28 protein-coding genes and 3 tRNA genes are annotated in these 26,740 nt (G+C 44.0%); 18 read left to right on the plus strand and 13 right to left on the minus strand.

Going from position 1 to position 26,740, the window contains the following annotated elements:
• The first annotated feature begins 51 nt into the window (after positions 1 to 51).
• The 4 genes from Q9R21_RS12155 to Q9R21_RS12170 all read left to right on the plus strand — a co-directional run bounded on the left by Q9R21_RS12155 (position 52) and on the right by Q9R21_RS12170 (position 2,411).
• Complete coding sequence (locus tag Q9R21_RS12155; RefSeq protein WP_311204583.1) at positions 52 to 1,893, plus strand: long-chain-acyl-CoA synthetase; 1,842 nt, start codon at positions 52 to 54, stop codon at positions 1,891 to 1,893.
• 195 nt (positions 1,894 to 2,088) lie between these two features.
• Positions 2,089 to 2,164, plus strand: a tRNA-Lys gene (locus Q9R21_RS12160).
• Positions 2,165 to 2,184: 20 nt separating this feature from the next.
• Positions 2,185 to 2,260, plus strand: a tRNA-Lys gene (locus Q9R21_RS12165).
• Positions 2,261 to 2,335: 75 nt separating this feature from the next.
• Positions 2,336 to 2,411, plus strand: a tRNA-Lys gene (locus Q9R21_RS12170).
• A gap of 182 nt (positions 2,412 to 2,593) precedes the next feature.
• On the opposite strand, the gene Q9R21_RS12175 is transcribed toward Q9R21_RS12170, so the two are convergent.
• On the minus strand, positions 2,594 to 3,283 hold the full coding sequence (locus Q9R21_RS12175) for a hypothetical protein (protein WP_311204584.1): 690 nt from the start codon (positions 3,281 to 3,283) through the stop codon (positions 2,594 to 2,596).
• Between the two features lie 243 nt (positions 3,284 to 3,526).
• On the opposite strand from Q9R21_RS12175, the gene Q9R21_RS12180 reads away from it, so the two are divergent.
• From Q9R21_RS12180 to Q9R21_RS12195, 4 genes are all read left to right on the plus strand, one after another.
• On the plus strand, positions 3,527 to 3,802 hold the full coding sequence (locus tag Q9R21_RS12180; RefSeq protein WP_004278536.1) for a PspC domain-containing protein: 276 nt from the start codon (positions 3,527 to 3,529) through the stop codon (positions 3,800 to 3,802).
• 231 nt (positions 3,803 to 4,033) lie between these two features.
• Positions 4,034 to 4,819, plus strand: coding sequence for a sulfite exporter TauE/SafE family protein (locus tag Q9R21_RS12185; protein ID WP_311204585.1), 786 nt, complete (start codon positions 4,034 to 4,036; stop codon positions 4,817 to 4,819).
• A gap of 83 nt (positions 4,820 to 4,902) precedes the next feature.
• Positions 4,903 to 6,315 (plus strand): DASS family sodium-coupled anion symporter, encoded by a 1,413-nt coding sequence (locus Q9R21_RS12190; RefSeq protein WP_311204586.1) that lies wholly within the window; start codon positions 4,903 to 4,905, stop codon positions 6,313 to 6,315.
• Between the two features lie 45 nt (positions 6,316 to 6,360).
• Positions 6,361 to 6,918, plus strand: a complete 558-nt coding sequence (locus tag Q9R21_RS12195) for a hypothetical protein (protein WP_311204587.1) — start codon at positions 6,361 to 6,363, stop codon at positions 6,916 to 6,918.
• Between the two features lie 37 nt (positions 6,919 to 6,955).
• Here the strand turns inward: Q9R21_RS12195 and Q9R21_RS12200 are convergent, their stop codons facing one another.
• Positions 6,956 to 8,065, minus strand: a complete 1,110-nt coding sequence (locus tag Q9R21_RS12200; protein WP_005261676.1) for an HPP family protein — start codon at positions 8,063 to 8,065, stop codon at positions 6,956 to 6,958.
• A gap of 260 nt (positions 8,066 to 8,325) precedes the next feature.
• The gene (locus Q9R21_RS12205) at positions 8,326 to 9,123 is read right to left on the minus strand and encodes a transglutaminase family protein (protein ID WP_311204588.1); all 798 of its coding nucleotides are present in this window, start codon (positions 9,121 to 9,123) and stop codon (positions 8,326 to 8,328) included.
• 312 nt (positions 9,124 to 9,435) lie between these two features.
• Here Q9R21_RS12205 and glyQ point away from each other — a divergent pair, with 312 nt between their 5' ends.
• From glyQ to Q9R21_RS12235, 6 genes are all read left to right on the plus strand, one after another.
• The gene (gene glyQ, locus Q9R21_RS12210; protein ID WP_004278542.1) at positions 9,436 to 10,419 is read left to right on the plus strand and encodes a glycine--tRNA ligase subunit alpha; all 984 of its coding nucleotides are present in this window, start codon (positions 9,436 to 9,438) and stop codon (positions 10,417 to 10,419) included.
• Complete coding sequence (gene glyS / locus Q9R21_RS12215) at positions 10,419 to 12,488, plus strand: glycine--tRNA ligase subunit beta (protein ID WP_253137616.1); 2,070 nt, start codon at positions 10,419 to 10,421, stop codon at positions 12,486 to 12,488. The genes glyQ and glyS overlap by 1 nt, the downstream gene beginning before the upstream one ends.
• Positions 12,489 to 12,585: 97 nt before the next feature.
• Positions 12,586 to 13,113, plus strand: coding sequence for a DUF6932 family protein (locus Q9R21_RS12220; RefSeq protein WP_311204589.1), 528 nt, complete (start codon positions 12,586 to 12,588; stop codon positions 13,111 to 13,113).
• A complete protein-coding gene (locus Q9R21_RS12225; RefSeq protein WP_278357531.1) occupies positions 13,094 to 14,008 on the plus strand; it encodes a hypothetical protein in 915 nt (304 codons plus the stop codon). The genes Q9R21_RS12220 and Q9R21_RS12225 overlap by 20 nt, the downstream gene beginning before the upstream one ends.
• Before the next feature lie 129 nt (positions 14,009 to 14,137).
• Complete coding sequence (locus Q9R21_RS12230; RefSeq protein ID WP_278357532.1) at positions 14,138 to 14,527, plus strand: hypothetical protein; 390 nt, start codon at positions 14,138 to 14,140, stop codon at positions 14,525 to 14,527.
• Positions 14,528 to 14,756: 229 nt separating this feature from the next.
• Complete coding sequence (locus tag Q9R21_RS12235) at positions 14,757 to 15,230, plus strand: hypothetical protein (RefSeq protein WP_311204590.1); 474 nt, start codon at positions 14,757 to 14,759, stop codon at positions 15,228 to 15,230.
• A 65-nt stretch (positions 15,231 to 15,295) separates the two neighbouring features.
• Here the strand turns inward: Q9R21_RS12235 and Q9R21_RS12240 are convergent, their stop codons facing one another.
• From Q9R21_RS12240 to Q9R21_RS12250, 3 genes are all read right to left on the minus strand, one after another.
• Positions 15,296 to 16,252 (minus strand): 2-hydroxyacid dehydrogenase, encoded by a 957-nt coding sequence (locus Q9R21_RS12240; protein WP_311204591.1) that lies wholly within the window; start codon positions 16,250 to 16,252, stop codon positions 15,296 to 15,298.
• An 89-nt stretch (positions 16,253 to 16,341) separates the two neighbouring features.
• Positions 16,342 to 16,539, minus strand: coding sequence for a hypothetical protein (locus Q9R21_RS12245; RefSeq protein ID WP_081400832.1), 198 nt, complete (start codon positions 16,537 to 16,539; stop codon positions 16,342 to 16,344).
• 124 nt (positions 16,540 to 16,663) lie between these two features.
• Positions 16,664 to 17,935 (minus strand): hypothetical protein, encoded by a 1,272-nt coding sequence (locus Q9R21_RS12250; RefSeq protein WP_044111796.1) that lies wholly within the window; start codon positions 17,933 to 17,935, stop codon positions 16,664 to 16,666.
• Positions 17,936 to 18,048: 113 nt separating this feature from the next.
• On the opposite strand from Q9R21_RS12250, the gene Q9R21_RS12255 reads away from it, so the two are divergent.
• Both Q9R21_RS12255 and Q9R21_RS12260 read left to right on the plus strand, forming a co-directional pair.
• Positions 18,049 to 18,825, plus strand: coding sequence for a class I SAM-dependent methyltransferase (locus Q9R21_RS12255; RefSeq protein WP_311204592.1), 777 nt, complete (start codon positions 18,049 to 18,051; stop codon positions 18,823 to 18,825).
• Positions 18,826 to 18,840: 15 nt separating this feature from the next.
• A complete protein-coding gene (locus tag Q9R21_RS12260) occupies positions 18,841 to 19,428 on the plus strand; it encodes a hypothetical protein (RefSeq protein WP_085064964.1) in 588 nt (195 codons plus the stop codon).
• A 150-nt stretch (positions 19,429 to 19,578) separates the two neighbouring features.
• Here the strand turns inward: Q9R21_RS12260 and Q9R21_RS12265 are convergent, their stop codons facing one another.
• Both Q9R21_RS12265 and Q9R21_RS12270 read right to left on the minus strand, forming a co-directional pair.
• Positions 19,579 to 20,778: a TIGR03862 family flavoprotein gene (locus Q9R21_RS12265; protein ID WP_311204593.1), complete on the minus strand. Its 1,200-nt coding sequence runs from the start codon at positions 20,776 to 20,778 to the stop codon at positions 19,579 to 19,581.
• A 4-nt stretch (positions 20,779 to 20,782) separates the two neighbouring features.
• Positions 20,783 to 21,427, minus strand: a complete 645-nt coding sequence (locus tag Q9R21_RS12270) for an SAM-dependent methyltransferase (RefSeq protein WP_311204596.1) — start codon at positions 21,425 to 21,427, stop codon at positions 20,783 to 20,785.
• Between the two features lie 85 nt (positions 21,428 to 21,512).
• On the opposite strand from Q9R21_RS12270, the gene Q9R21_RS12275 reads away from it, so the two are divergent.
• Together Q9R21_RS12275 and Q9R21_RS12280 are read left to right on the plus strand one after the other, a co-directional pair.
• On the plus strand, positions 21,513 to 21,686 hold the full coding sequence (locus tag Q9R21_RS12275; protein WP_004278554.1) for a DNA gyrase inhibitor YacG: 174 nt from the start codon (positions 21,513 to 21,515) through the stop codon (positions 21,684 to 21,686).
• A gap of 175 nt (positions 21,687 to 21,861) precedes the next feature.
• The gene (locus tag Q9R21_RS12280; RefSeq protein WP_004278555.1) at positions 21,862 to 22,044 is read left to right on the plus strand and encodes a hypothetical protein; all 183 of its coding nucleotides are present in this window, start codon (positions 21,862 to 21,864) and stop codon (positions 22,042 to 22,044) included.
• A gap of 40 nt (positions 22,045 to 22,084) precedes the next feature.
• Here the strand turns inward: Q9R21_RS12280 and Q9R21_RS12285 are convergent, their stop codons facing one another.
• From Q9R21_RS12285 to Q9R21_RS12305, 5 genes are all read right to left on the minus strand, one after another.
• Positions 22,085 to 22,729 (minus strand): MBL fold metallo-hydrolase, encoded by a 645-nt coding sequence (locus Q9R21_RS12285; protein ID WP_311204594.1) that lies wholly within the window; start codon positions 22,727 to 22,729, stop codon positions 22,085 to 22,087.
• Between the two features lie 22 nt (positions 22,730 to 22,751).
• Positions 22,752 to 23,765 (minus strand): ferrochelatase, encoded by a 1,014-nt coding sequence (hemH, locus tag Q9R21_RS12290; RefSeq protein WP_311204595.1) that lies wholly within the window; start codon positions 23,763 to 23,765, stop codon positions 22,752 to 22,754.
• Between the two features lie 65 nt (positions 23,766 to 23,830).
• Positions 23,831 to 24,859: a DUF4062 domain-containing protein gene (locus tag Q9R21_RS12295; protein ID WP_005267549.1), complete on the minus strand. Its 1,029-nt coding sequence runs from the start codon at positions 24,857 to 24,859 to the stop codon at positions 23,831 to 23,833.
• A 116-nt stretch (positions 24,860 to 24,975) separates the two neighbouring features.
• Positions 24,976 to 25,848 carry a glutamate racemase gene (gene murI, locus Q9R21_RS12300; RefSeq protein ID WP_243475138.1) on the minus strand — a complete coding sequence of 291 codons (873 nt, stop codon included), beginning with the start codon at positions 25,846 to 25,848 and terminating at the stop codon, positions 24,976 to 24,978.
• Between the two features lie 48 nt (positions 25,849 to 25,896).
• On the minus strand, positions 25,897 to 26,508 hold the full coding sequence (locus tag Q9R21_RS12305; protein ID WP_180087200.1) for a DUF1285 domain-containing protein: 612 nt from the start codon (positions 26,506 to 26,508) through the stop codon (positions 25,897 to 25,899).
• Between the last annotated feature and the right edge of the window lie 232 nt (positions 26,509 to 26,740).

Consider the following 26,740-nt stretch of genomic DNA (forward strand, 5'->3'; position numbering starts at 1 on the left):
CTACTGTATATAAATTGAACGTATCGGATACGAAAAATAAATAGGATTCTCATGACCCAAATGAAACCACACGATCTGATTGGGATTGCAGATGTCGCTGCCAAAATCCCGGCTTTCTTGACCAAAGTGCCCAATTTGCTCACTGGTCTAAGACAGGCATATTTACGTACTCCGAACACACCGGCCGGCTTGGGTCTGGCTTTTGAAAAAGCGACCAAGCGTAACCCCGAAGGTATCGCCTTGCGTTTTGAAGAGCAAAGCTATAGCTATGCTGCTCTCAATGCCTGGGCCAACCAGATTGCCCATTTCTATCTATCCTTGGGCGCCAAGAAAGGTGATGTCGTTGCCGTGATGGTCGAGAACCGCCCTGAGCTGATTGCCAGTGTAATTGGTCTGGCCAAACTCGGTGTGACCACCGCTCTGGTGAATACCTCTCAAGTCGGCAAAGTGCTGACGCACAGTATCAATCTGGTCAAACCGATTGCTCTGATTGTGGGTGAAGAGTGCCGTCATGCAGTCAACGAGATTCGTAATGACCTGAATATTAGCAGTGACCACTTGCACTGGTTTGCAGATCAGAATACTCAAGCCGATCCGGGTCAGGCGCCTGAAGGCTTTATCAACCTGGCTGAAAAAACCGATCTTGCTCCCAAATTCAATCCATCAACCACCCATTCGGTGCAGGGCAAAGACGGACTGTTCTATATTTACACCTCGGGCACCACGGGTCTACCTAAAGCGGTGATCTTTACCAATGGTCGCTGGACGCTGGCTTATGGCACCTATGGGCATGTGCTGAATCTCAATAAAGATGATGTGATGTACTGTACCCTGCCACTTTATCATGCCACAGGCATGGTGGTGTGCTGGTGCGGTGTCATTGCGGGTAGCAGCACCCTGGCTATTCGCCGTAAATTTTCGACCTCTTCTTTCTGGAAGGATGTGCAAAAATTTGATGCCTCTGCGATTGGTTATGTCGGTGAGCTGTGCCGCTATTTGATGGATGCTCCCTCATCTGAACTGGAAAAAGGCCATCGCGTAACCAAAATGATTGGGAATGGCATGCGCCCGAATATCTGGGACAAATTTAAATCCCGTTTTGGCATTCAGGAAGTGCTAGAACTGTATGCCTCTAGTGAAGGCAATGTCGGTTTTAGCAATATTTTCAATTTTGACAATACCGTCGGTTTCTCACCCACACCGTATGCGATTATTGCCTTTGATAAAGATAAAAATGAGCCGGTACGGGACGCTAAAGGCCATTGCAAACGGGTGAAAAAAGGTGAAACTGGTTTATTAATTGGTAAAATCACCCGTCGCTCACCTTTTGATGGCTATACCGATCCGGAAAAAAACAAGTCAGTGATCATGCAGGGTGTATTTACCCAAGGTGATGCTTACTTCAATACCGGGGATCTGGTGCGCAATATCGGCTTCCGTCATGCGCAGTTTGTTGATCGTTTAGGCGAGACTTTCCGCTGGAAAGGGGAAAATGTTTCTACAACTGAAGTGGAAAACATGCTGACCGAGTATGACAAAATCGTTGAAGCGGTGGTGTATGGCGTAGAAATTCCCAATACCAATGGTCGTGCCGGTATGGCCGCGATTACCCTGCAACCCGATGTAAAATTGGATGATGCAGATTTAGCAGCCATGGCCGCTTGCTTTAAAAAATGCTTGCCGGCTTATGCGGTACCGGTATTTTTACGTATACAACAGCAGATTGAAACTACAGGTACCTTTAAATACCAGAAAAATAAATTGAAAGAGCAAGCATTTGATCCGAGTAAAACCGATGAACGCCTGCTGGTGTTATTGCCAGGTGCAACGGCATATTCGGAGCTCACCGCAGAGATTTTTGCCAATATTCAGGCCTATCAATATCGCTTCTAAGTACTGAAGTTGCCTATTTTTTGTTTAGATAAAGCATAATTGTTGTATTTATAATCAAACATGGGCAACTTTGTTATTTTTTGCTTGCGCTGAAATGAGATCTTGCTACAATACGCTCCATCAAACAAAGTGGTGCTTTAAGCTATTTAGCTTGACTTGCACTGCACATTCAAACCTGGTTTGAATGATGGTTCAGGGTCGTTAGCTCAGCTGGTAGAGCAGCGGACTTTTAATCCGTTGGTCCCGCGTTCGAATCGCGGACGACCCACCACTTATTTGATATCCCTTGATGGGTCGTTAGCTCAGCTGGTAGAGCAGCGGACTTTTAATCCGTTGGTCCCGCGTTCGAATCGCGGACGACCCACCATCTTCCGAAAGGATCACGTAAAAGTACACCACACTCTTGCGTCATAAAAATGGTCATCATCATTTTTATTCCTCAGGGTCGTTAGCTCAGCTGGTAGAGCAGCGGACTTTTAATCCGTTGGTCCCGCGTTCGAATCGCGGACGACCCACCATTCTTTTCTTAGAATGTCTCCCTGATTTCCCTTATTATATTTTAATTAAATTGCGATGTTTTGGTCGTGTATTTCTGCGTCTAGATCTTATGCTCACGCCTTTCCACAACTCGCCTTTATTGTCTAATCTAAACAGTATTTGAATTAAGCTTTCGATCAGATCAGCCGATTTTTATCGGGTATTATTCTTGAATATGAAAGGACGTGTCTTTGACCAGTTCATAGGCTTTCGAAGGTGCCGGATAGCCGCGATCAAACAATTCCCGGTTGGTTTTTTCTTTTTCACTATAGATTTTTTCCAGATTCATGACTAAGTGATTTGAATCTTTAATCTTATAGTAAAAGCTCGCCCCTTCTTTACGATTCACTACTATATCGGTACGCTCAGGATTGATAAACCAGCGGTCTTTACGGTAGGTAATATTATGAGCCGTGCTGCTTTTGGTATTATCAATAAATACTTTGCCATACTGTAAAATACTGCGATGCACCGTACCGTCCGGCATTAGAGTCAAAATAAATTCTGCCTTACCTTCAGTACAAGGCGCAAAGCGGCCATCACAGTCGATTTCAGTATGATAGCGACCTATAAACACCTTGGCATCCTCTGGTACAGTTGCCGGGTTTAAATCTGCTTCTACCGGAACAGTCGCCTGCCCTGCGACCTGAGTTAAGGATTTGGCGCTGACAGTCACCACATCGGCCTTCGTATTGGCAGCGGAAATTTTAACGCCCTCTTCTGAGGTCGCCTGACCTTCCTGTTCAGGTTTGACCTGCTGCTGATCACAAGCCTGCAAAATCACCATACTCCCCAACACCAGGCTACATTTAAAAAAACTGCTTAATGTACAACGTGATACATCCAATTTCATTTTTAACAAACCTAAATAGGAAACATGGCGAGCAAAAAGCACCCAGCAAAGCTGATGAACTTTACACAAGAGTTCAATAGAATTTTCACTATGTTAGTAGCTCTTAGATCTGGTTTTAATCTTTATTAACATTACTTAACGATTTTATTTGTAATCAGCACTTTAAAAAGTTTAAGTAAACTCCATTTCTTTAAGTATGGATCCATTTTAGGATTCAAACTTATTTTTAATCAGGAGATTTTAATGGCCAATGTTGGTTTATATCGCTCTAACCGCTCAAACATGATTGCAGGTGTAATGGGTGGTATTGCTGAACGTTTTGGTTGGAACGCAAATTTATTACGTCTGATTTTTGTGGTGATTTCAATCATGAGTGCCGCATTCCCGGGTATTTTGGTCTATCTGGTGTTGTGGTTAATCATGCCGAAAAAACAGTACAGAATTGATCATGACAGCGTTCATCAACCTCAGGGCTATCAAAATCCTGTGCGTACAGTGAATCAGGATAAACGCTATTAAGCTGTACAGTCATTTTTAACAAGCGTTCTTAACCAGTTTCATCGCAGAGCTTCCTCTTTCACCCCGGTTAAATGGGATGAAATTTTGATGCCACGGTAATTTCCCCAAGTTATCGTGGCTTTTTTTTGCCTATATTTTTTATTATTTCTTTGCTGTATTACAGCTTTTCACTTTCTTTCTCAGTTGAATTCACGATAAGTTCAAGATTCCAATTTTTGAAATGGATTTCACATGACTCAGGCAGAATGGATGATGCTGTGGCTCTGTGCCGTCGCAGCCCTGCTGCATGGTTTAAGCGGCTTTGGCTTTCCTATGATGAGTACGGCTGTTCTGTCCAGCGCATATCCGCTTAGCATCGCGGTTACCCTTGTCATTCTGCCCTGTCTGCTGCTGAATCTGATCATGCTGAATGCTGACCCTGCGCATAGCCTGTTGAATAGTATTGGCTATTATATAAAACGTTATTGGCCATTAATGCTTAGTAGCCTGGTCGGCAGTGTACTCGGGGTCAAGCTATTACTTTGGCTAAATGAGGCTTATTTAAAACTGTTATTGGGTCTGGTAATTATATTTTATGTCTTGGACCAGTTACGGGCACGCCCCTTACAAGTTAGTCCGCATATTTCCAGCATGCTCTGTTTTGGTTTACTGGCCGGCATTATTGGAGGTGCGACCAATGCTATGGCACCTTTTCTAATGATGTATCTGATGAGCTGCCAGCTCTCAAAGACAGATATTGTCATTATCAGTAATCTCAATTTCATTGCCGGTAAACTGATCCAGCTGATTTTACTATTTCCAATTCTGATCACACTGGAAACCCATCAACAGCATATTCTGATCGGGATCAGCTTATTCGCCCTTGCTGGTGTCTGGATTGGAGGCAAAATACGCCATCGTTTATCTCAGCAACACTTCAAATGGATTGTCTTGGCTTTACTTTTCGGCTTGGGCCTGTATGCCTTCTGGCAAAGTACTGGATTATTGCAACAATCTGGTTATAGTATCTTTAAATAGGATATTTTTTAAACAAATCAAAATTACAAATTCAAAGCTGGCATATAAAAATGACGTAAATAAACACCTTGCAAGGAGAGCATATGACTCAGACCAACCTAGCTACCCCGACCAATGCTATGCCCAAAGGACTGCTGAAAGGCTGGATCCTTATTCTTGTCGCAGCCATCGTAGCCTATGGCTTATATCTTTACCTGCCCTATGACCAGAATGCCAATAAAGGACTGGCACTTTTAGCCTTTATCGGTATTTTATGGCTGACTGAAGCCATTCATATCACGATTACAGCTTTACTCGTCCCTGTGATGGCAGTATTACTGGCCATGCCAATGGCCTCTGGTGAAGAACTGGTTCCGATTACCACGCAAGCCGCTTTGGCCACTTTTGCCGATCCTGTCATTTTCCTGTTTTTTGGTGGTTTTGCGCTAGCAACGGCGTTGCATATCCAGAAACTGGACCGGAAAATTGCCATGTGGATCATCTCCATGTCCAGAGGGCATCTGGGTATTTCTGTACTAGCGATTTTTGTGGTGACAGCGCTTCTGTCCATGTGGATTTCCAATACGGCGACTGCTGCCATGATGCTGCCTTTGGCTCTGGGTTTGCTTTCACATCTGGATGTCAGCAAGGATCGTAAAACTTTTGTCTTTATCCTGCTCGGCATTGCCTATTCAGCCAGTATTGGCGGACTGGGCACCATGGTCGGTTCACCTCCGAATGCCATTGCCGCCAAGGCACTTGGCTATGATTTTGCCGACTGGATGAAAATCGGCTTGCCGATGATGTTCATTATTCTTCCCGCCATGCTGGTCAGTTTATATCTGGTACTACGTCCAAAACTAAATCATAAAGTACAATTTGTGACCGAAGATATTCCTTGGACCAGAACCCGTATAGCCACCATGATCCTCTTTCTTTGTACTGCAATTGCCTGGATTTTCAGTAAAAAATTCACTGAAATTTTTGGTATTTCCCAGCCGGATACCTGGATTGCAATTTCGGCTGCCTGTATGGTTGTGATTCTGGGTACCGCAAGCTGGAAACAGATTGCAGAAAATACTGATTGGGGGGTGTTATATCTATTTGGTGGTGGTCTGACCTTGAGTGCCATTCTAAAGGATTCAGGCAGTTCGCTGGTACTGGGTCAAACTCTGGCCAATGCCTTTGGTGATACCTCCCCGCTGATGATTATTTTTGTAGTCGCTACTTTTATTATCTTCCTGACTGAATTTACCAGTAATACCGCTTCGGCTGCCCTGCTAGTACCAGTATTTGCCGCAATTGCGGATCAGATGGGAATGCCCAAAGAAATTCTGGTGATTGTCATTGGCATTGGCGCCTCGTGTGCCTTTATGCTGCCGGTAGCGACTCCGCCAAATGCGATTGTCTTTGGAACCGGTCATATCCAGCAAAGCGAAATGATGAAAGTCGGTTTTGTACTGAATATCATGTGTATCTTTATTATTTCACTGTTTATTTACTGGTTCTTTATTTAATCATTAAAGTTTTTAAGCATTACACCACCCACAAAGCACACTCCGGTGTGCTTTGTCGTATTATTCGCCTATATTTTGAATTTTCTCCTCATCAAAAATTTGTATGCTTTTAAAAATGATAAAGATAAAGTCCCTATATTAAAAACAGCAAAAAGTGGCAAACACATAGTAGACAGGATGTTTCACTTAATCTCTCAACCGATCCAGAATTCCCCTTGGAAAATGACATTTAAACTCGCGCTTGCACCTCTGATCATAGCTGTAATTTTATTCCCTTATGCGCTATTTCATGAAGCCAGCTCTGGGATTTTCTCCATTTTCAAGAGCCTGTTTTCAGCGCTTTTTATTAGCTTTTTTGTCTGCCTGACTTACTGGATGATGGTCTTCCCTTTCCTATTAGTGACTCACCTGCTGCTACGCCATTATCAGCTGTTTAATATCCTCACGATTTTACTAAGCTGCATACTGGGAACCCTGATTCTGGCCTACATCTCGCATCCTCCAAGCGAAGCTTTGAGTACTCATTTTTTGTTTCTGCTGTATTTTTCCCTGACGATGGCACTGTTTTACAGTTTTCTCAGCTGGCAAGCCGACCAGACCTGATCAGGCATGGTCGCTTATATTCCATTTTAATCCGGTTTTAAGCTTTCATTTTAAAATGATTCAGTTCCTGATTCAGTGCGGCAATCATGTCTGCCCGACTGATAATTCCCACCAATTTCTGCTCGCTCACCACCGGAATATAGTTGAAGGAACGCTCGACAAAATACGGAACCAGATCCTGAATCGGCTGTAAAGGCTGTACCGTAATCACCTTACGGGTCATGATATGTTTGACCTGATGCTCCCAGCTGCTACGGACATCGGCAGCGCGTTTGAACCATTCCACCACCTGATACATTGCCAGTGTACCGACCAGTTGTTCATCGGCATTAACGACGGGCAGGCTCATCAGGTTCATCTGCTTGAATTTGTCCAGTGCGTGCTGGATATCATCATTTTCATGCAACGTTGCCACATCCTTCGTCATAATATCCTGGCAGCTAAATTCATGCACTGCACGCGCATTGGCGCGGTTTTGTGCCTCCAGAATAATTTTTTGCAGGTCATATTCACTGATATCCAGCAACTCGGTGCGCTGATCCAGCACTTCCTGAATATCCTGTGGTTGAATCGTGACTTTCTGGGTCGGCGTCGGATCCTTGGAACGAGTATTTAGTTGAGCTTGCTGCGGATAATCCTTGCCAATCATCCGGTTAAAGACAATGGCAATTACCATCAGTAAAATTGAATTGAGTAGTACCGGATAAAATACAAAGGCATAACCCAGTTCATGCACCGGCTGGCCACCCAGCACTGCAGTAATCGCTACGGCGCCACTCGGTGGATGCAGGGAATCCGTGGTCATCATCAGGACGATCGCCAAGGCCACGGCTACACTAAAAGCCTCAGTCGGACTAGCTATGAATAAAGCGCAACTCACGCCAATCACGGCAGCAATGGTATTTCCGACCAGAATATTCCAGGGCTGTGCTAGAGGACTGGCCGGCACAGCAAACAGCAATACCGAAGATGCACCCATCGGGGCAATATACCAGGCTTCAAAATCCCCCAGAATCCATAAACTCAACAAGGACGAAACCACCAAACCCAATAGTGCGCCAGCTCCACAGAGCAACCGGTCTTTGAGTGGAAGGACTTTGAAATTCGGTTTTAAGGTATTGAGCCAGTCGAGATGGGAGTGAAACACAGTGCGCCTGATCTTATTGTTCATAGATTTTGGGCATTATAGAGCCAAGCCAGATGAAAGGCATCTGTGTTTTACATCTTTTCATCATGAGTCGATCGAAGCTTTTTAAAACCATAATAATCTCGCTCAGCTTGAAAATACTGATCCTGTTTTTTTTGCAGAACAACCGCTCCCCTATCAATCGCCATTGAAATGGAAAAACCCTTTGTAACCATTTTGCTTAGTATATTTCCAGAACATTTTTATTGTGGCCTGCCTATTCATTCAGGTTTGATCAGGGGCTGGATTTTTAACAGCTCAACCTGACCATAATAGGTTGAAAATGCCACATCCCCGGCATCGACTCCAGTGCCGATCCGAATAAGATTTTCGACCGGCGCCAGACGGGTCGGATCAAACTGCACCCAGCCACCGTCCAAATACGCTTCAAAAATGGCATGAAAATCGGGTAGAAACTTTTCAATTTCCACATAACCGACCACCATGCGTGCCGGAATTCCCAAGGCACGGCACAGGGCAATACCTAAATGGGCAAAGTCACGGCATACCCCTGCGCGATGCACCAGTACATCTGTGGCAGTGGTGAACTGGTCAGAACTCCCCGACACATAAAAAATATTGTTATAAATCCACTGTTCAATCGCCTTGACACGCGTATAGCCTGGTGTCATCCAGCCAAATGAGCGTTTCGCCATTTCCAGCAATAAATCCGAATTGCAATAACGGCTGGCCAGCAAATAAGGCAATACTTCATCGGGCAGCTCAGGAATAGTCACTTCTTTCAGACCTTGCTGCAGCTCAAGAGAGAGGCCCGGTTGACGAACCACTGTCGCCGTATAATTCAGCTCAAAAGCCTCACAGGGTTCGACCTGTAGCCGAACATGACGGTTTTGATGCTGCGCATCCTGAAATTCATGCCATGTTACGGGCAGATTAAAGCTGAGTTTTTCTTCAAGAATCTTCTGATCGGAATGATGTGCCGCCTGAAGCATAAAAATAAATTCTGTCGGTTGTACGACCTTGTATTTTAAATGGCATTGAATTTGGTAAGTGGTCATGAAGTTCCTTATTTTTAAGCATTATTATATTGCGTGAATATTAAACTAATTTAAGAACGACAATCGTATAAGATCCGTTGAACTTTATGACTCTCCAGTGAACAGGATGCCATATATCTGATTTATTCCTGATTTTCAGATCAGCCTGTATCAACCAGCAAAGCCAAAATCGCAGTAAGCCTCTAAATGACGCGTATCCTTTAAGCCTGTTTTATTTTTTTCAGAAAAGTATCCCTACATTAACCCTTTGCCACTCCCCTGCAAAGTCCTTATAATTGAGCACAATTTTTCTCTAATTTTAAGTGGATGACCATGAGTCGCGCCATATCGCATATTGATACCTTCCAAGGCTTAATTCTTGCCTTACAAACTTACTGGGCGGAGCAAGGCTGCGTCATTTTGCAACCTTATGATATGGAAATGGGTGCAGGGACATTCCACACTGCGACTTTCCTTCGTGCGCTGGGTCCTGAAACCTGGAATGCCGCTTATGTCCAACCATCACGTCGTCCGAAAGATGGCCGTTATGGTGAAAACCCGAACCGTTTGCAACATTATTACCAATTCCAGGTTGTGCTTAAGCCAAACCCGGACAACATCCAGCAGCTTTACCTAGACTCATTAAAAGCGATCGGTATTGATCCTTTAGTTCACGACATTCGTTTCGTAGAAGACAACTGGGAATCTCCAACACTGGGTGCTTGGGGCTTAGGTTGGGAAGTATGGCTCAACGGTATGGAAGTGACTCAGTTCACTTACTTCCAGCAAGTCGGCGGTGTTGAATGCTACCCTGTGACTGGCGAAATCACGTATGGTCTTGAGCGTCTTGCCATGTACTTGCAAGGTGTAGACTCAGTTTACGATTTGGTTTGGACCAAAGGTCAGTTCGGTACGGTGACTTATGGCGATGTGTTCCATCAAAATGAAGTGGAACAATCGACCTATAACTTCGAATATGCCAACGTTGAAAAAATGTTTGAATTGTTCGATTTCTACGAAGCTGAAGCAACACGTTTGATCGAAGCGAAACTTCCACTTCCTGCATATGAGCAAGTCGTGAAAGCATCACACAGCTTCAACTTATTGGATGCGCGTGGCGCAATTTCTGTGACTGAACGTCAGCGTTACATTTTACGTGTACGTACTTTGGCACGTTCTATCGCAACAAGTTATGTAGCAGCACGTGCGGAACTTGGTTTCCCAATGGCTGAACCTGCATTACGTGATGAAGTGTTGGCACAATTAAAAGCGCAAGTTGAAGCAGAAGCGAAAGAAGCAAACAAGGAGAGCAAATAATGTCTAAACATACCGTTTTGTTCGAATTGGGTTGTGAAGAACTTCCACCAAAAAGCCTGAAAAAATTACGTGATGCACTACATGCAGAAACCGTTAAAGGCTTAAAAGATGCTGGCTTAGCGTTTGATTCGATCGAAGCTTATGCAGCACCGCGTCGTCTTGCACTTAAAATCGTCAATGTTGATGCTGCACAAGCAGACACACAAAAACGTTTTGACGGCCCTGCCAAACAGGCAGCCTTTGATGCTGAAGGCAACCCGACGAAAGCACTTGAAGGCTTTATGCGTGGTCAAGGCATCACGGTTGATCAAGTATCAACTTTCCAAGCAGGTAAAGTTGAAAAAGTATGCTATTTAAAAGATGTCAAAGGTCAAAGCCTTGACGTTTTATTGCCACAAATTTTACAAAATGCATTGGATAATCTTCCAATCGCAAAACGTATGCGTTCTGCGGCAAGCCGTACTGAATTCGTACGTCCTGTGAAATGGGTTGTGTTGTTGAAAGACAACGATGTGGTTGATGCAACAATTCAAGACCACAAAGCAGGTAACGTCACTTACGGTCATCGTTTCCATGCACCTGAAGCAATCACTTTAGCGCATGCAGACGAATACTTAGCGAAGTTAAAAGCGGCTTACGTTGTAGCGTCTTTTGAAGAGCGTCAAGCCATCATCGATCAACAAGTCAAAGCACTTGCTGATGAAGTGAATGCCATTGCAATTGTCCCTGCGGATCTTCGTGACGAAGTGACTGCACTCGTTGAATGGCCTGTTGCGCTTCGTGCAAGCTTCGAAGAACGCTTCCTTGCTGTTCCTCAAGAAGCATTGATCACCACGATGCAGGACAACCAGAAGTACTTCTGCTTAGTGAACGCTGACAATAAACTTCAACCTTACTTCATTACTGTGTCAAACATCGAGTCGAAAGACCCGACACAAATTATTGAAGGTAACGAGAAAGTGGTTCGTCCACGTTTGTCAGATGCTGAATTCTTCTTCTTACAAGATCAAAAGCAACCGCTTGCATCTCGTAAAGAGAAACTTGCAAACATGGTATTCCAAGCTGAATTGGGTACGCTTTGGAACAAGTCTGAACGTATTGCGAAATTGGCTGTAGCACTTGCGCCTATTACAGGTGCAAAAGCGGAAGATGCTGAAAAAGCGGCGCTTCTTGCAAAATGTGACTTAACTTCTGAGCTTGTGGGTGAATTCCCTGAACTTCAAGGTATTGCAGGTACTTACTACGCACGTCTTGAAGGTGAAAATGCGGAAGTGGCTGAGTCTTTAGGTGAGCAATACTTACCTAAATTCGCAGGTGACGTTTTACCGAAAACCAAAACTGGTACAACCATTGCTCTTGCGGATCGTTTAGATACGCTCACAGGTATTTTCGGTATTGGTCAAGCGCCTACAGGTTCTAAAGACCCATTTGCACTACGTCGTTCTGCAATTGGTATTTTACGTCTGGTAACTGAAAACGAGCTTGATGTTTCAATTGAAGATTTGATCAAACTTGCACTTGCTGCTTATGGCGATGTATTGAAAGATCACGACAAGACTTTGGCAGATGCTGTTGCATTCCTTGAAGGTCGTTACCGTGCGAAATACGAAGACCAAGGCGTTGCGGTTGATGTGATTCAAGCTGTTCAAGCGCTTTCACCAAAATCTCCGCTTGATTTTGACAAGCGTGTAAATGCAGTCAACCACTTCCGTGCCTTGCCTGAAGCGGCTGCGCTTGCTGCTGCCAACAAGCGTGTTGCGAATATTCTTGCAAAAGAAACTGCTCCTGAAGGCGCTGTGGTTGAAGCAAACTTGGTTGAAGATGCTGAAAAAGCATTGTTCGCTGAACTTGCGAAAATTGCGCCTCAAGTTGAGCCATTATTTGCTGCGAAAGATTACACTGCTGCATTGTCTGTGCTTGCTGCACTTCGTGCGCCAGTCGATGCATTCTTTGACGGTGTAATGGTGATGGCAGATGATGCTGACCTGAAAGCAAACCGTTTACGTATGCTTGCTCAACTTCGTGATTTGTTCACAAAAGTGGCTGATATTTCAGTGTTACAGCACTAATAATTTAAAGTAAAAAAGACCGCAAATGCGGTCTTTTTTTACACTAAAAATTATAAATATATGATATAAATAATTGTATTTTTAATAAAAAATCAAAATGATAGACAATAATTTTACAGAAAATATTGAGAGAGACCCCAAAAGACTATCTGATGGAAAAGTAATTTATCCTTGTCTCCTAGAGCCCGGTATTCATAAGATATCTTTGGAAAGTTTGGAAAAAATGGTTCTCAGCCCATTTGAAGAAAAAAGAACACGTTCACATCTATGTAATCGCTTAAGAGTATTAATCCAAGACCTAAAAGCATATCGTGTAGAAATGATCATTTGGATTGATGGCTCAATGTGTTCAAAAAAACCTCATCCTAGCGACATTGATATAGTTTTATTTCTGAATCAAGAAGATCTTAATAAATTATCTGCCGAAAAATATAATGATTTACTCTCACTCCTAGTAAATCGTAATACAATTCGCGCTCGATATGGGTGTGATCTTTATTTTAATTACATGAGCGATGAGGATAAATATCACTATTGGCGTAGTCGTTTTAGTTTCAATCAATTATATGAAGCTAAAGGTTTCATTCAAATTCGAGTAAATCCAAATGAACATCACTACTCTTGAAGAACAAATACATTTAGCTGAAAAAATAATAAAAAAAGATAGTGAAACCTTAGATAAAAATGATCGCTTTAAAGTCGCATCTATCGATTCTTTTAAAGAACATTTAGATAGCCTTAGAAAGCAACTTTATGATCTGCAACTTCGCAGAGAAAAAGAAATTTTAGAAGTTCGCTTCGTAGGTGATAAAGCTCATAATGGCTCACTCCCTTTAATGCTACATGCAGCCTTATCAAAAGGTTTAGCTGAAAGTTTAATTACACTTTCTACGAAGATAAAAACCCCTAAAAAACATGCTGATTTTGTTAACCAGTCCGAGTTAGATCTTCGCTTAGCAAATATTGTATCGGGTTCAACCAAATTTATTATTAGCTTAGATATTCAGCCCGACTTGTTCGGATGGAGTCTATCTCAAAATACTCTCACTTATTGGTTCTCATTTTTTCAAGCATTAGAAAACCCTGAAAATAATCAGGAGATTTTCTCAATGATGGGGAATAAAGGGATAAAAAGTATCAAGTCCATGCTATCAGCTTTAAAAAGTAATAATTTAGACTTTGAACTAAATTGGGATTCTCATCATAACAAAAATCATTACTGGGTAGGAAATTCACAAAAAATCGAAGCTGCATTAAACTTTTTGAATGATTTGGAAATTAAAGAACCATTGATATGCGAAATCTCTGGAGCCATACAAACACTAGATATATCTGGAAAAATAACTATCGTTGACGAAGACAAAAAAAGTTACCGTATACGTTTAGAGAAATCTTTACTTCCTGAAATTGAAAAACTACATATTAAGCAGTTTGTTAGTTTAAAAGTAATGAAGCACATTAGTACTCACCCAACATTTGAAAAAATTGTTGAGAGCTATGAATTTATTGAGATTCTTTAGAGAAAAATTTCAACTATAAACACCGTATTAAATGACCTAAATCCATCATTCTAAAATCGTGAATACTATGGTCATCCTTTTCACAATTCCCTATACTCATCTCAACAACACTCAACAAGAAAGAATCATATGAAATTTAAAGCTCTTATTTTGACGGGTCTTGCGAGTATTGCCCTTTCAGCCTGTACCTCTGCACCAAAAATCCCACAGCTTCAGGTTGGCGTCTTACAGGAAGTCCAAAACCTCGAAGTGGTTCCAGCTACGACCAACAACAAGGCCAAACTGACCAAATTCCTCGATAAATGCGTGATTGAATTCACCGGTGATATTGGCAATAACCGTGTCATTGAACAATGGTCATTTAAAGGCATGACTCTAATCGATGCCGGCTCAGCGACTTTCCAGCGCGACGGTACTAGCACTGCACAAAAATTTGACCTGCACGATGCAGGGGTACAGAAGAACTTTGTCAGCTTACGCGAACATTTCGCCAAAGATGCCCTGACACAATGTGATTAAAAAGATCGCCTTGTTTCTAGTCTAAGAACAGGGCTTTTATTTTGCTAAAAATCAATTCGACACTTGGGCTAATTTCTACTGCCCTTTCTTTAAAAATTACAATATTTCGGCACAGATCAACCTGAAAGCTCTGCACTCTTCACAGGATATTCATTGTTTTTGACCAATTATCCGTTACACTGAAAAACAAACTCAGACCGCACTTAGACGAATTCGAGGTCGATCCATAATGAATATCAAAACCCCAATTATTTTAACGACAGCTTTGATGCTTTCTGTTCCAGCATTTGCACAAACCACGACTCAGTCTGCTAAACCGGTTAAGCCTTATGGTGAAAATCCGAACCTGCTGCATGTCTTTGCTTATAAAGCACAGGAAGGCGTGATTAATACTGCCGAGAAAGTCGGTGAAGCAACGGAAAAAGGCATTGCCAAAATCAAGCCGGGGGTAGACCGGGCCTGGAGCAATACCAAATCTGCAACCTCTGATACACTGCAAAAAGTAGATCAGGGTGCAACTCAGGCAGCCCAACAAACCGGTCAGAAAATCCAGCAGACCAAAGAAGTCTGGCGTGGCAATTCACAGCAGGCACCTATCGTGCAGCAGCCTCTGAGTCAGTCGAGTGCGACACAAACTCCAGGCACGACGCAATCTCAACCCCAGTCCAGCTCAGCTACCAGTTATGCGGTAACCGATTTATAAAAAAAGCCCGTGATGGGCTTTTTTAATTTTTAGAAAATAAAACTATTACCTTGTATCGACGCGATCTATGAATTGACCTGTCGAATCGGCTGACCCTGTTTAAATGCTGCTACATTTTCCACCATCTGATCCACAATCCGTTGTCGTGCATCAACACTGCCCCACGCATTATGCGGTGTCACAATCAGGTTGGGAATCGTTGAATCAAGTAACACATTGCCCTGTTTCGGCGGCTCTACCGTTAAAACATCGGTCGCAGCACCAGCAATCTTGCCTGCACGCAGAGCCTCAGCCAATGCCGCTTCATCAACAATCCCGCCACGCGCACAATTAATTAAAAATGCACTGCTTTTCATTGTCTCCAGTTCAGCATGACTGATTAAATGTCGGGTATCTTCAGTGAGTGGACAATGCAAAGTTAAAAAATCGACTTGAGCAAGCAGCTCGCTAAATGGGATACGGGATGCATCCGCCGGACGATTTGGCAGCGCGGCAATAAGCACTTTCATGCCAAAGGCTTCGGCCAGTTTCGCCACCGCATGGCCCAGTTCGCCATAACCGACAATGCCCAATGTTTTTCCGGCCAGCTCGACAATCGGCGCATCCAGCAAACAGAACTGGCTGGCTTTTTGCCATTCGCCTTGTTGTAACGCACGTTGATAAGACAGGAATGAAGTCGCCAGATTGAGCATCAACATGATGGTATGCTGCGCGACTGCCGAAGTGCCATAAGCCTGACAGTTACACACGACGATCCCTTGCGCTTTGGCCGCCTCAAGGTCGACATTATTGGTGCCGGTTGCAGAGATTAAAATGAGTTTGAGTTGAGGGCATTGCTGAATCGTAGCTGCATCGATCATCACCTTATTCGTAATGATAACATCGACATCAGCTACACGGGATGCAATCTCGGCAGCCGAGGTCGCCGGATACAAAACCAGTGGATCAAATGCGGCATGCAGTGCCTGAAAGTCTAAATCCTGCTGGTCTAAAGAAGCATAGTCTAAATAAACGGCTTTCATGGCTTTTCCCTCAATCCTGTTTGACAATTTATGTCTGTCATTTAAAACAAGTCATTGAGTCTTTTCAACCCGTTTCCAGCCTGATGCAATTAATCCAGCGGTTTATCCATATGATTACGTAGTGACTTGCGGATACGATACACCACATACACGGACAGAATAATCATAAAGATGATGGACGCACTGACCATGATCACTGCAGGATGCACAGTTTCTGCATGTGCCAGATTAGGTAGAATCAAACCGAAGATAAAACATACTTGCATCATCCGAGTCGCTTGCATCATAGAGATCCCCTTCTTCGTTTCAACCATCGGGAACGATATAATTGGTTTATTATTTATACCGCTTATCTCTATATTATGCCAAGCTCATCACAAGTCAAGTAATTGTTTTTTATAAAAATTTTATTTAATTTATCTCGCTGTGCGTCACAAACTGCGTATTTTTGTCACTATCGTTGATAAAAGCAGCAGCACCATACTCATTGGTACTCAGATTCAGCTGCTTATAGCTAAACATATAAAAATCGCTATAACGCTTCATTAAAATCGGGTGCATACCCAGACTGAGCTCATCCTGTTCCTTGATCAGTTTCATGATATGCCGGTCGTTCATCACCACCAGATAACGTTCATCATTCAGGTTAATGCTCAATAAGCCATTACCTTTGGCATAAATCGGAATCAGGAATTTATGGTTCAGGGCAATTGCGCCTTCTGCATAACTTTCGATTTTATGGCTGATGACATTAAATACCAGACCATGCCCATACTGGTCCAACAGCAACTGACGATTTTCCTGCGGCAAATTCACATGAATGCCCAGTTTGAGCAGGTCATGCTGATCAACCTGTTTATTGCGTAACAGTTCCCGCAAAATCACCTGTTTCTGGCTGGCATCAAAAAACTGGTTATCCAGTTGCAGATCGTTATTTTTCAGAATGTGCCCCAAAGCCATGCGGTGTCGTGGCAAGACATTTTCAATCACCTTACGATAATAGAACTTGCTGTTTTTCTTGACCCGACGCATTTTCTGGTAGAAATAACTCGGCTCATAGTCATGTACCAAAAAGTCATAGAGCAATTCGGAACTGGCCAAAACTGCGATCGCATCATGGCCGGTAAAAGGCAAATGCAGCACATGATGATGTGGGATTAGTGCCTCTAATTTCAGATAATGGGCACGATCTTCGGCACAGTAGGGATCATACACAATAATATATTCACAGGCGTTGTCGATATCTTCGGCCGCAACCCGCATATTGGCATTCAGCTCTGGCTGATAGAACATGTTATAGCGGGCATCATGTACATCTTCCGGATCAATCGAATATTGCGGCACCATCGCCACCACCCGTTGCACGCCCAAGGCACGGGAATATTTGATCGCGGCATAGCCACCCATCGAACCGCCATACGCAATACGCTGCTGAAACGGCGCAATCAGATCTGCGATGGCTTGCAACATGTTCCACATGGAACCTTGCGGAAACCAGGATTTATGCTTGGGCATAATACCAAGCACATTAAACTCGAATTTCGCCAGTGACTTTTCTGCATTGATGTTGAGGCCCTTGGCACGGGTAATCAAATCGCCAAATGAAAAAATCAGTTCTGAAGAAGAGCCCGGCATAAAAATCGCGCGTATATGTTCATCTTCAAAAACAATCTGCTTGTCCATAACTTTCCCGTGCTGGTAAATCGAACCCTTCCACAACAATTCAGTCAATGAACGCTGTCAAAAAAGTGAATATGCTATTTTATATCGATCAAAAAGATTAAAAAGCGCAAAATATGACACAATCATTACATCCTGCAGCAAAACGGGGTTTTAGTGCGTCGGCTGAGCTCTATCAGCAAGTGCGTCCCGACTATCCGGCAGAAATCAGCCAATGGCTGAGTGAAACGCTGGCTTTGCCTGTAGATGCGCATCTTCTGGATTTGGGCAGCGGCACCGGCAAGTTTATCCCCTATTTACGCCCGCTCAGTAAGCACATTATCGCAATTGATCCTGTCCCGGAAATGCTGGCTCAATTAAAACAGGCGCATCCGGACATTCATGCAATTGAAGGCGTTAGCCATCAACTTCCCCTGCCTGATCATAGCCTGAATGCGGTATTTTGTGCACAGTCATTTCACTGGTTTGCCGATTCTGCTACCTTACAAGAATTAGATCGGGTACTCAAACCGCAGGGTTATCTGGTGTTAATTTGGAATCAGCGCGATACTCGGATCAACTGGGTTCAGGCCTTGGCCGATTGTATTGCCCCCTTGGAAGGCGATACGCCGCGCTATCATAGCGGCACCTGGCGCGAGGTCTTTGCACAGCAAACGCTATTTCAGCCCTATGCAGAAACCACAATGACCCAGCAACAGCATGGCAGTGTCGAGCAGGTGGTATCCAAGCGGCTGCTCTCGACCAGTTTTATTGCAGCCATGCCTGAACAGCAGCAGGCACAGTTAAAACAACAATTTGAACAGATCATCCAGCAATATACAGCCAAAAGCGCAGAGGAAATGATCGATTTTCCTTATGTCACCCATATCTATGTGTTCAAGAAAAGTAATTAAAAACAGGAGGCGATCATGCATAAAATACCAGGAATGACACGAACGCTGTTGTTCGCTGCGGCCATGCTGCTGATGGCATGTGACCAGAAAACGACCGAAACTCCGACTGAAGCGACAACAGATAATACGGCTTCAGATCAAGTCATGCAGGAACTGAAAACCGAGCCACTGAAAGACTTCCCTAAAACTGCTGATGATCCGCATGATATTGCTGCATTGACAGATTATGAACAGCGCTTTCAGGAAATGAGCAGCGACTTGGAAAAAGAATTAAACAGCATGCGCGATGATGAAAATATGACAGAAGAATTTGTCCAGCAACGTCAGCGTGATCATGTCCAGTCAGCATTGAATATGTTGAAGGCTTTAGAACTGAAAACCGAACAGGGCCGTTATATTCAGGGCTTAATGTATCAATACTGGGAACATCAGGACCAATTGCTCAATACTCCCAAGACTCAAGCTACACCCGTGAATGAAGCCAGTGAGAATGTCAAAGGTCTAGGGAAATATCTACACGCCCAAGAACAACTGGAACGCTGGCGTTCGCAATATCCGGATCTCGCCAAGAAAGAACCAGCTTCCCGGCAAGTGAAGGAATAGTCTAGGATGCTAGATTGGCACACAGCTTAGATAAAATACAAAAATAATCTAAGCTGAACTGGCAGCTTTAAAACAGCGTGAATGAACAAGGCCGGATCTGTTGAGTCTGCATTCAGTATAAATACTAGATCATCCTAGCTATAAAATGACTTAGTCTGCTGTCAGAAACTGATGCACACCTTCACCCGCTGCACGCCCTGTGGCAAAACAGGCTGTCAGTAGATAACCGCCGGTCGGTGCATCCCAGTCCAGCATTTCTCCGCAAAGAAATACATGTGGGTTAGATTTCAATTGTAGCTGTTCTGACAACACTTCACGCTTGACACCACCTGCACAGCTAATCGCCTCTTCAATCGGGCGGAAACCTGTGAGTGGAAGGGTCAAATGTTTAATTTTTTTGGCTAATTCAGCAGCATCTTGCCATACCGCTTTGGCTACCAATTCCCGTACTAAGGCCGCCTTGGCACCGTCCAATCCGGCTTTACGCCAGACATTACTTAAAGACTGCTTCTTACTTGGCTGTAATTTTTGTGCAAGCTGTTCGATGCTTTGATTTGGGAATAGGTCCAGATGCAGCTGCATAGGCTGCCCCTGTTTTAGTTGCTCGCGTAAGCCACGACCCTGCTTATAGATCAGACCACTTTCCAGACCATAATGACTGATCACGATATCGCCAATGGTTTTTTCACCTTGCCCAACCCATGCCTCGACACGCTTTAAAGGTTGACCAAAGACTGGCTGCATAAACTGAGACCAAGGATATTCCACTCCAGCATTACTGGCCTGAAATGGCTCAATTTCATCCGGTTTCAGCCAGGCTTGCCATGCCCCATCACTACCCAACGCTGACCAAGACACTGCGCCACAAGCCAGAATAATGGCATCAAAATCTTCAATGCGGTATTCATTATTTTTCAGATCATGCAGTTCGAACTGTTGCTGCTGCAACTGGCTGACTTTATGCCGGTAATGAAACTGAATGCCATCACTGGCCAAACGCTTGAGCCAGGCACGCAGCAAGGGCGCGGCTTTCATCTCTGTGGGAAATACCCGGCCGGATGAACCGATATAAGGCTCAATGCCGAGCTGCTTCATCCAGTCTTGAATCCAGAGTGCATCCCAGCGTTTGATCCAGGGAGACAACCACTCCACCTGATCATAACGTTGTACAAACTGTGGCACAGGCTCAGCATGGGAAATATTCAGACCGGTCTTGCCTGCCATCAGGAATTTACGCGCAGCAGACGGTTTTTGCTCATAGACATGCAGCTCATAACCAAACTGACTGAGCACTTCTGCCGCCATTAAGCCTGCGGGGCCTGCGCCCACAATAGCAATGCGTTTGCTCATCTGCTTATTCCGCGACGGTGGCATTCTGCCCTTGTAAAGGCTGGAAATCATCAAAGCGCGTTACATAACTTTCAGGCTTGCTGATGATCAGTTGCTGACATAATTCGCCACGTTCCAGATATTTAATTTCAAAATGGGTACGTGCCGAATCTGCAGCAATCACTTCTTTGACAAAAGGCAGCTTCCAGAGCTCTCGCACCTGTGTTTCTGCTTCTTCGATATAAGTAGGAATATTACTGGCCAGCGTAATCGTTCCACCGATTTTCAGGCGGGAAAGCAGAAACTCAAAAAATGGCATATTGACCCAGCGCTGTGCCGGATTATGCGGTTCAGGATTTGGATATAAAATAAAGAATTGTTCTACCTGCTGCGGATACAGTGCATGCACGATCCACGGTAAAGCATCGGCATGAACGGTCTGTAAATTAGTTTGACCCTCAACAGCATGCTGTTTTTGCATCGCCAGAAATTTTTCACGGGTACGTTCAATTGCAATCAGTTGAGTGTCGGGATTGTTCTTGCTGAATAACAAGGCATGTTTACCTTTACCCGCTCCCACTTCGACACAGACCGGTTCAGGACTGATGCTTTGAAAATCACGGGGCGCATGCATACGCTGTGCTTGAAATTGACGAATCGGCATAATCAGATCAAACTAATAAAAACCGCATAAGTCTAACAAGTGCGGCTATATTTGCCTAATCGAACCTTTATTTTTCTTTGGAGTTATTGTCATGCCTACCACTTTAAACTGTCCGCGCTGTGGCAAGCTGACCACATGGGAAGATAATGAATTCCGTCCTTTTTGCTCAGAACGTTGCAAAATGATTGATCTGGGGGCTTGGGCCAATGAGGAATATAGTTTGCCTACCCAGGATGCACCACAAGCCGACAACAGCGAAGAATAAAATGTCTTACCTGTCGAGACTTATGTCCGAAAGTACAATCTTGTCGAAATTAAGTAAATAAATCATATGAGTTTTATAAAATTACTTAGATAAAGCAACACGAATTAACATCATTCATAAAGCCTTAGTATTATTGTTCTACTCTAAATTTTCACATTATTTTTAGAGCAATAATATGGGTTATATTATTTTAAGAGTCATATTAATTGGGGTTGGTCTACTCGCACTTCTTTCTTTGGGAGTCGGCATTTTCCAACAAGATAGTTTATTTATTGTATTGGGTGTGCTTTTTGCTTTTGCCGCTTGGCTCATACACATGCAAACGCGACAACTTCGCAATAATCCCTTTTCAGAATAAAAATAAAAGACCAAACTATGTTGGTCTTTTATTTACGCTTTTAACCCGCTTTACCTGCAACAAAAGGATTATGCTGCTTTTCAAAACCAATGGTGCTGATCGGACCATGTCCTGAAATAAATCGGGTTTCATCCGGCAGGCTAAAACATTCACGCTGAATTGAATCTATGAGCTGCTGATGATTGCCACGCGGGAAATCAGTCCGCCCGATTGAGCCTTTGAACAAGACATCACCTGTCCATAACAAGTCATAATTTTTGTTATAGAACATCACGTGACCCGGCGTATGACCTGGTGCAAAACGGACTTCAAATTCTTCATCGCCCAGCTTTAACACTTCTCCGCCTTCAAGCCATTGGGTAACGTCCACTTTTTCTGGAATAGGAAAGCCATAACGTGCCGAAACTTCCTGAATCATGTCCAGCCAAAACGCATCTTCTTTATGTGGGCCAATGACCGGGACTTGCCAGAGCTTTTTCAAAATTCCAACCGCACCCGCATGATCCAGATGGCCATGAGTCAGCCAAAGTGCTTTGACATTCAGCCCTAGCTCGTCAACCGCCGCTAGCAGTTTTTGCGGCTCACCACCCGCATCAATCAAAATGGCTTCTTTGGTGTCCGTATCCCAAATGATGGAACAGTTTTGCTGAAATGCAGTAACCGGAACAATTTTGACTTGTAACATGGGGTGAAAAACCTCGGGCAAGTTAATGAGCAAGTGTCTGTGTCAATGCATCCAGATTAGCCTGTAGCAGACTATTGAGCAATCGCAAATGATCTTCACGGCTATTTAAAGCAGGAATATAACTATAGCTTTCACCGCCGAGTGCTTTAAAAGCCTCGGCATTTTCAATTGCCAGCTCTTCAAGCGTTTCCAGACAGTCCGCGGAAAATGCCGGACTCATCACCTGAATTGATTTCACCCCCTGTTTCGCCCAATCTTCAAGCAAAACATCGGTATAGGGCTTGATCCATTCCTGCTTGCCAAACCGTGACTGGAAGCTGATCGCATATTGATCTTCGCTTAAACCCAGGGCTTTAGCTAACAGCTTACCAGTTATGCGGCAACGGTCGGCATAAGGATCGCCTTTATCGGCATAGGGCTGTGGAATGCCGTGGAAAGACATTAACAATTTTTCTGGCTTACCATGAATTGCCTGATAGTCACGTACACTTTGAGCCAGCGACTGGATAAATAAAGGATGTTGATAATAATCCCGGATCACTGTCAAACCGGGTAAATTGCGCTGTTGAACCACCCATTTCGCCACCGCATCGTATAGAGGTGCGGTCGACGTGGCTGAATATTGGGGAAACAGGGGAAATAGAATTACGTGTTCCTGTGGCTGCGCGGAGACTTGTGCCAAGACATCCTGAATGTTGGGATTGCCATAGGTCATGGCGGGTACCACATTCAGCTCAAACTGCGGATACAGCTGGGTGAGATGCGTCTTGACTGCTGCGACCTGCTCAAACAGAATTTCACGCATCGGCGAATCCTGTCCCCATACTTGCGCATAGGCCTGTGCTACCCGCTTTGGACGGAAGGGCAAAATGAATAAGCGCAGAATGATTTGCCAGATCGGTTTGGGAATTTCAATCACACGCTGGTCAGATAAAAACTGCTTGAGGAAACGGCGTACCGCTGGAATCGTAGGCTCATCTGGTGTGCCCAAGTTTGCCAATATAATCGTCACTTTCGCTTTAGCAGGAGAATACATTCAGTTCGTCCGTCAGGATATCAACCCCTGTACTTTAACAGCTTTTTATTTATTCTCTCTATGGATTAATACGCTGACTTATATTGAAAAGTGCGATCTAAATCCAGCAAGCTGCTGTCCAGCAATTTTTGCGCTTTTGGCGTGATCTGCCACAGCATGCGCTGTCGGTCATCACGACCGGATGGCACAATCCAGTCATTCTGGCGCATTTGAATTTTTAAACTATGCAAGGCACGGATATTCATCTGGGCACGCGCCACTGCATGTGCACGCGGCATCTGTACCCGTGCATCCTGCAGACCGGTTTCATTCAGATATTCATTCATGCGCTTCGAGAAAAATTCCTCAGGGGTCGGATTGACAAAAGTTGAACCCAATAACGCCAACAATTGTGCCCAAGTCAGTTTTTTATGGACTTTGATTTCTTTAAAATTACCATCCTGATAAGCATGCATCCGGTATTCAAAAGAAAAAATTTCATGCATCGCCACTTTGGGCAGGCTCAGGAATGGATCGACTTCTGCAGTTCCGCCATCGCGTTCCAGTTGCGCCACTTTAGCTTTCAGCTGATCAATCTCGTCATGCAGCGCCTGGGTGTTTTGCGGACGCACCCAGCCGGTCACCGGATAGCGCTCCAGCATTTGTGGCATGTTAAAACGCACTGCCATTTCCAGATCGCGCAGGCTGCGGTAAGTAAAAACCTGATCCACTTCCTGCTGTAACAGTTGACGGAATTCCTTGAATTTTTCCTGTAATTCCGGTTTGGCATCATGCAATGCACTTTCACGTGATGCCGGATCATCATGCATAAACACAATAATCGGTTTTTGCTTGGTCACTGCATAAATATATTCGAGATGCATATAGCCGACACCCGATACCGACTGCTCCCCATACTGGCTTCCCAGCAGAATCACGACATAATCACAGTCATCAATCTGGCGGCGTGCAAATGCAGTATTCAGCGGTGTACGCTGTTCCAGTCCCCACGAGAAAAACCCCATTCCTACCAGTGTTTGAGACAGAATGATACGCTCCGGTTGCATTTCTGCCCCCGAGGTTGAGATGAACACTTGGTACCGTTTATCCAGCATGGGCTATCCTCTTCTCCTGTACATTTGCGTAAAAAATGCATCATCACATGCTTCTTTACCCAATATGGCCACCCCAGAATCAAAATATCTTTCTTTTTAAATTATAAAAATGAGTTTTAAACTGCACTCATATTACTGACCTGCCATTTTAAATCGGCCGGAATCAGATGCTGCAAAATCGGTCGGAGCTGTTCAGCATTCTGCCCACTCACCACCAATTCAATTTTCACGCTTTCTTTAGACTCATGCTCAAATAATAACCCATTTTTAATTAAAATTCGGGCCGTTTGTCTTGCAACCGCGAATCCTGAGTCAATTAATGTCAGCTTTTGACCAAAAATATACTGAATTGACGATTTTAGGAAGGGGTAATGTGTACATCCTAATACTAAATAATCAGCGCCTTGATCCACAACTGGTTGTAAAATCTCTTTTAATGTCTGCAAACAGGCTGCACTCATCTGCTCTCCAGCCTCAACAAAAGGCACCAGATCCAGACTGGTCACAGGCAGGACTTTGACTTGAGCCGGTTCGGCAAAACGGGAAATCACATCTTTAATCAGCTGGCCGCGGAAGGTCGCGGGCGTGGCCAATACCGCCACAGTTTTCGACTGGGTATTCAAGACTGCCGGTTTAAGCGCGGGTACTAAACCGATAATCGGAAAGTTTTCACCATAATAGTAACGCAAATAATCCAGACTAAAAGCGGAAGCAGTATTGCACGCCACCACCGCAACTTTACAACCTTGACGATAAAGCCATTCAATCGCCTGAGCCGTCAAGGCACGAATTTCCTGATCATCTCTCGGGCCATAAGGCACATGCGCAGTATCCGCATAATAGACAAAGCGCTCATTGGGCAAATGGCGGGCAATTTCCAGGGCGACTGACAAGCCGCCTACGCCTGAGTCAAAAATGCCAATAGGCGCATCTGCCGTGGCATTGGGCATCGGGTCTAATAACTGGGAAATTGGTTGAATAGCGCTCATAACGTTGCAGGTAGCTTGTTTGAAATTTCTAGCGATCAAGCTTAAACCTCAGGTGCTCAAATGCAAGTCTAAATCACCACTTTTCAAACTTAAAACGGTTTCGCCTGCCGGATTTTCATCAAGCTCTCCCATCTCGACCAGATGTAAAAATGCCGCACGCTGAATCAGGGCATTAATCCCAAAACGCACATGCACATAAGGCCGCAACTCACCTTTGTATTCACGCATAAAGATTGGATGTTCAGCATCAACAACAATCAGGTCTTGCGTGGTCGTGCCCAGTTGCAGATAAATCCTTCCATTAATTTCAACCTGATCGACCTGATTGACAAATAAAGGTTCATCTTCAACTTCGATTTCAATCATTTCTACTGGTGTTTTTAGATAGAATTTATCGTTTTCTTTCCAGAGCACCGTTGCAAACAGGTCAATCATCGGCTGACGCTTGATCAATTGACCTTCGTGCCACCATTCGCCGTTGGCTAAAACCTTGAGATCCATTGTGCCACAATGCTTTGGCTGCCATTGCTCCAAAGGGGGTATTGACCTTTTGTGACTGCCCTGTGCATCTTTTAAGTATTGTGCGATATCCATTAAATTTTTATCATCGGGATAAGTTACTTTTTTCGTCGGATTTGTGCTGGGTACTGGCTTATCCATAGAAGAAGACCTTAATGACGGAAAAATAATATGTTTCAGCCAATTGGCTAAAACCGGCTTTAAAACTATACTAGCCCAGATTATCAAAGACACCAGCATTTTTGTGTCTAGGAACCAAGAACACTTATGGCAGCACCCAATCATATGATTATGGTTGCCACCGAATAGTAATATGAGGAGTCCTACATGGAACACATCGAACGTGAATCGATGGAGTTTGACGTCGTCATCG

It is taken from the genome of Acinetobacter sp. RG5, assembly GCF_031844265.1.
Lineage (GTDB): Bacteria > Pseudomonadota > Gammaproteobacteria > Pseudomonadales > Moraxellaceae > Acinetobacter.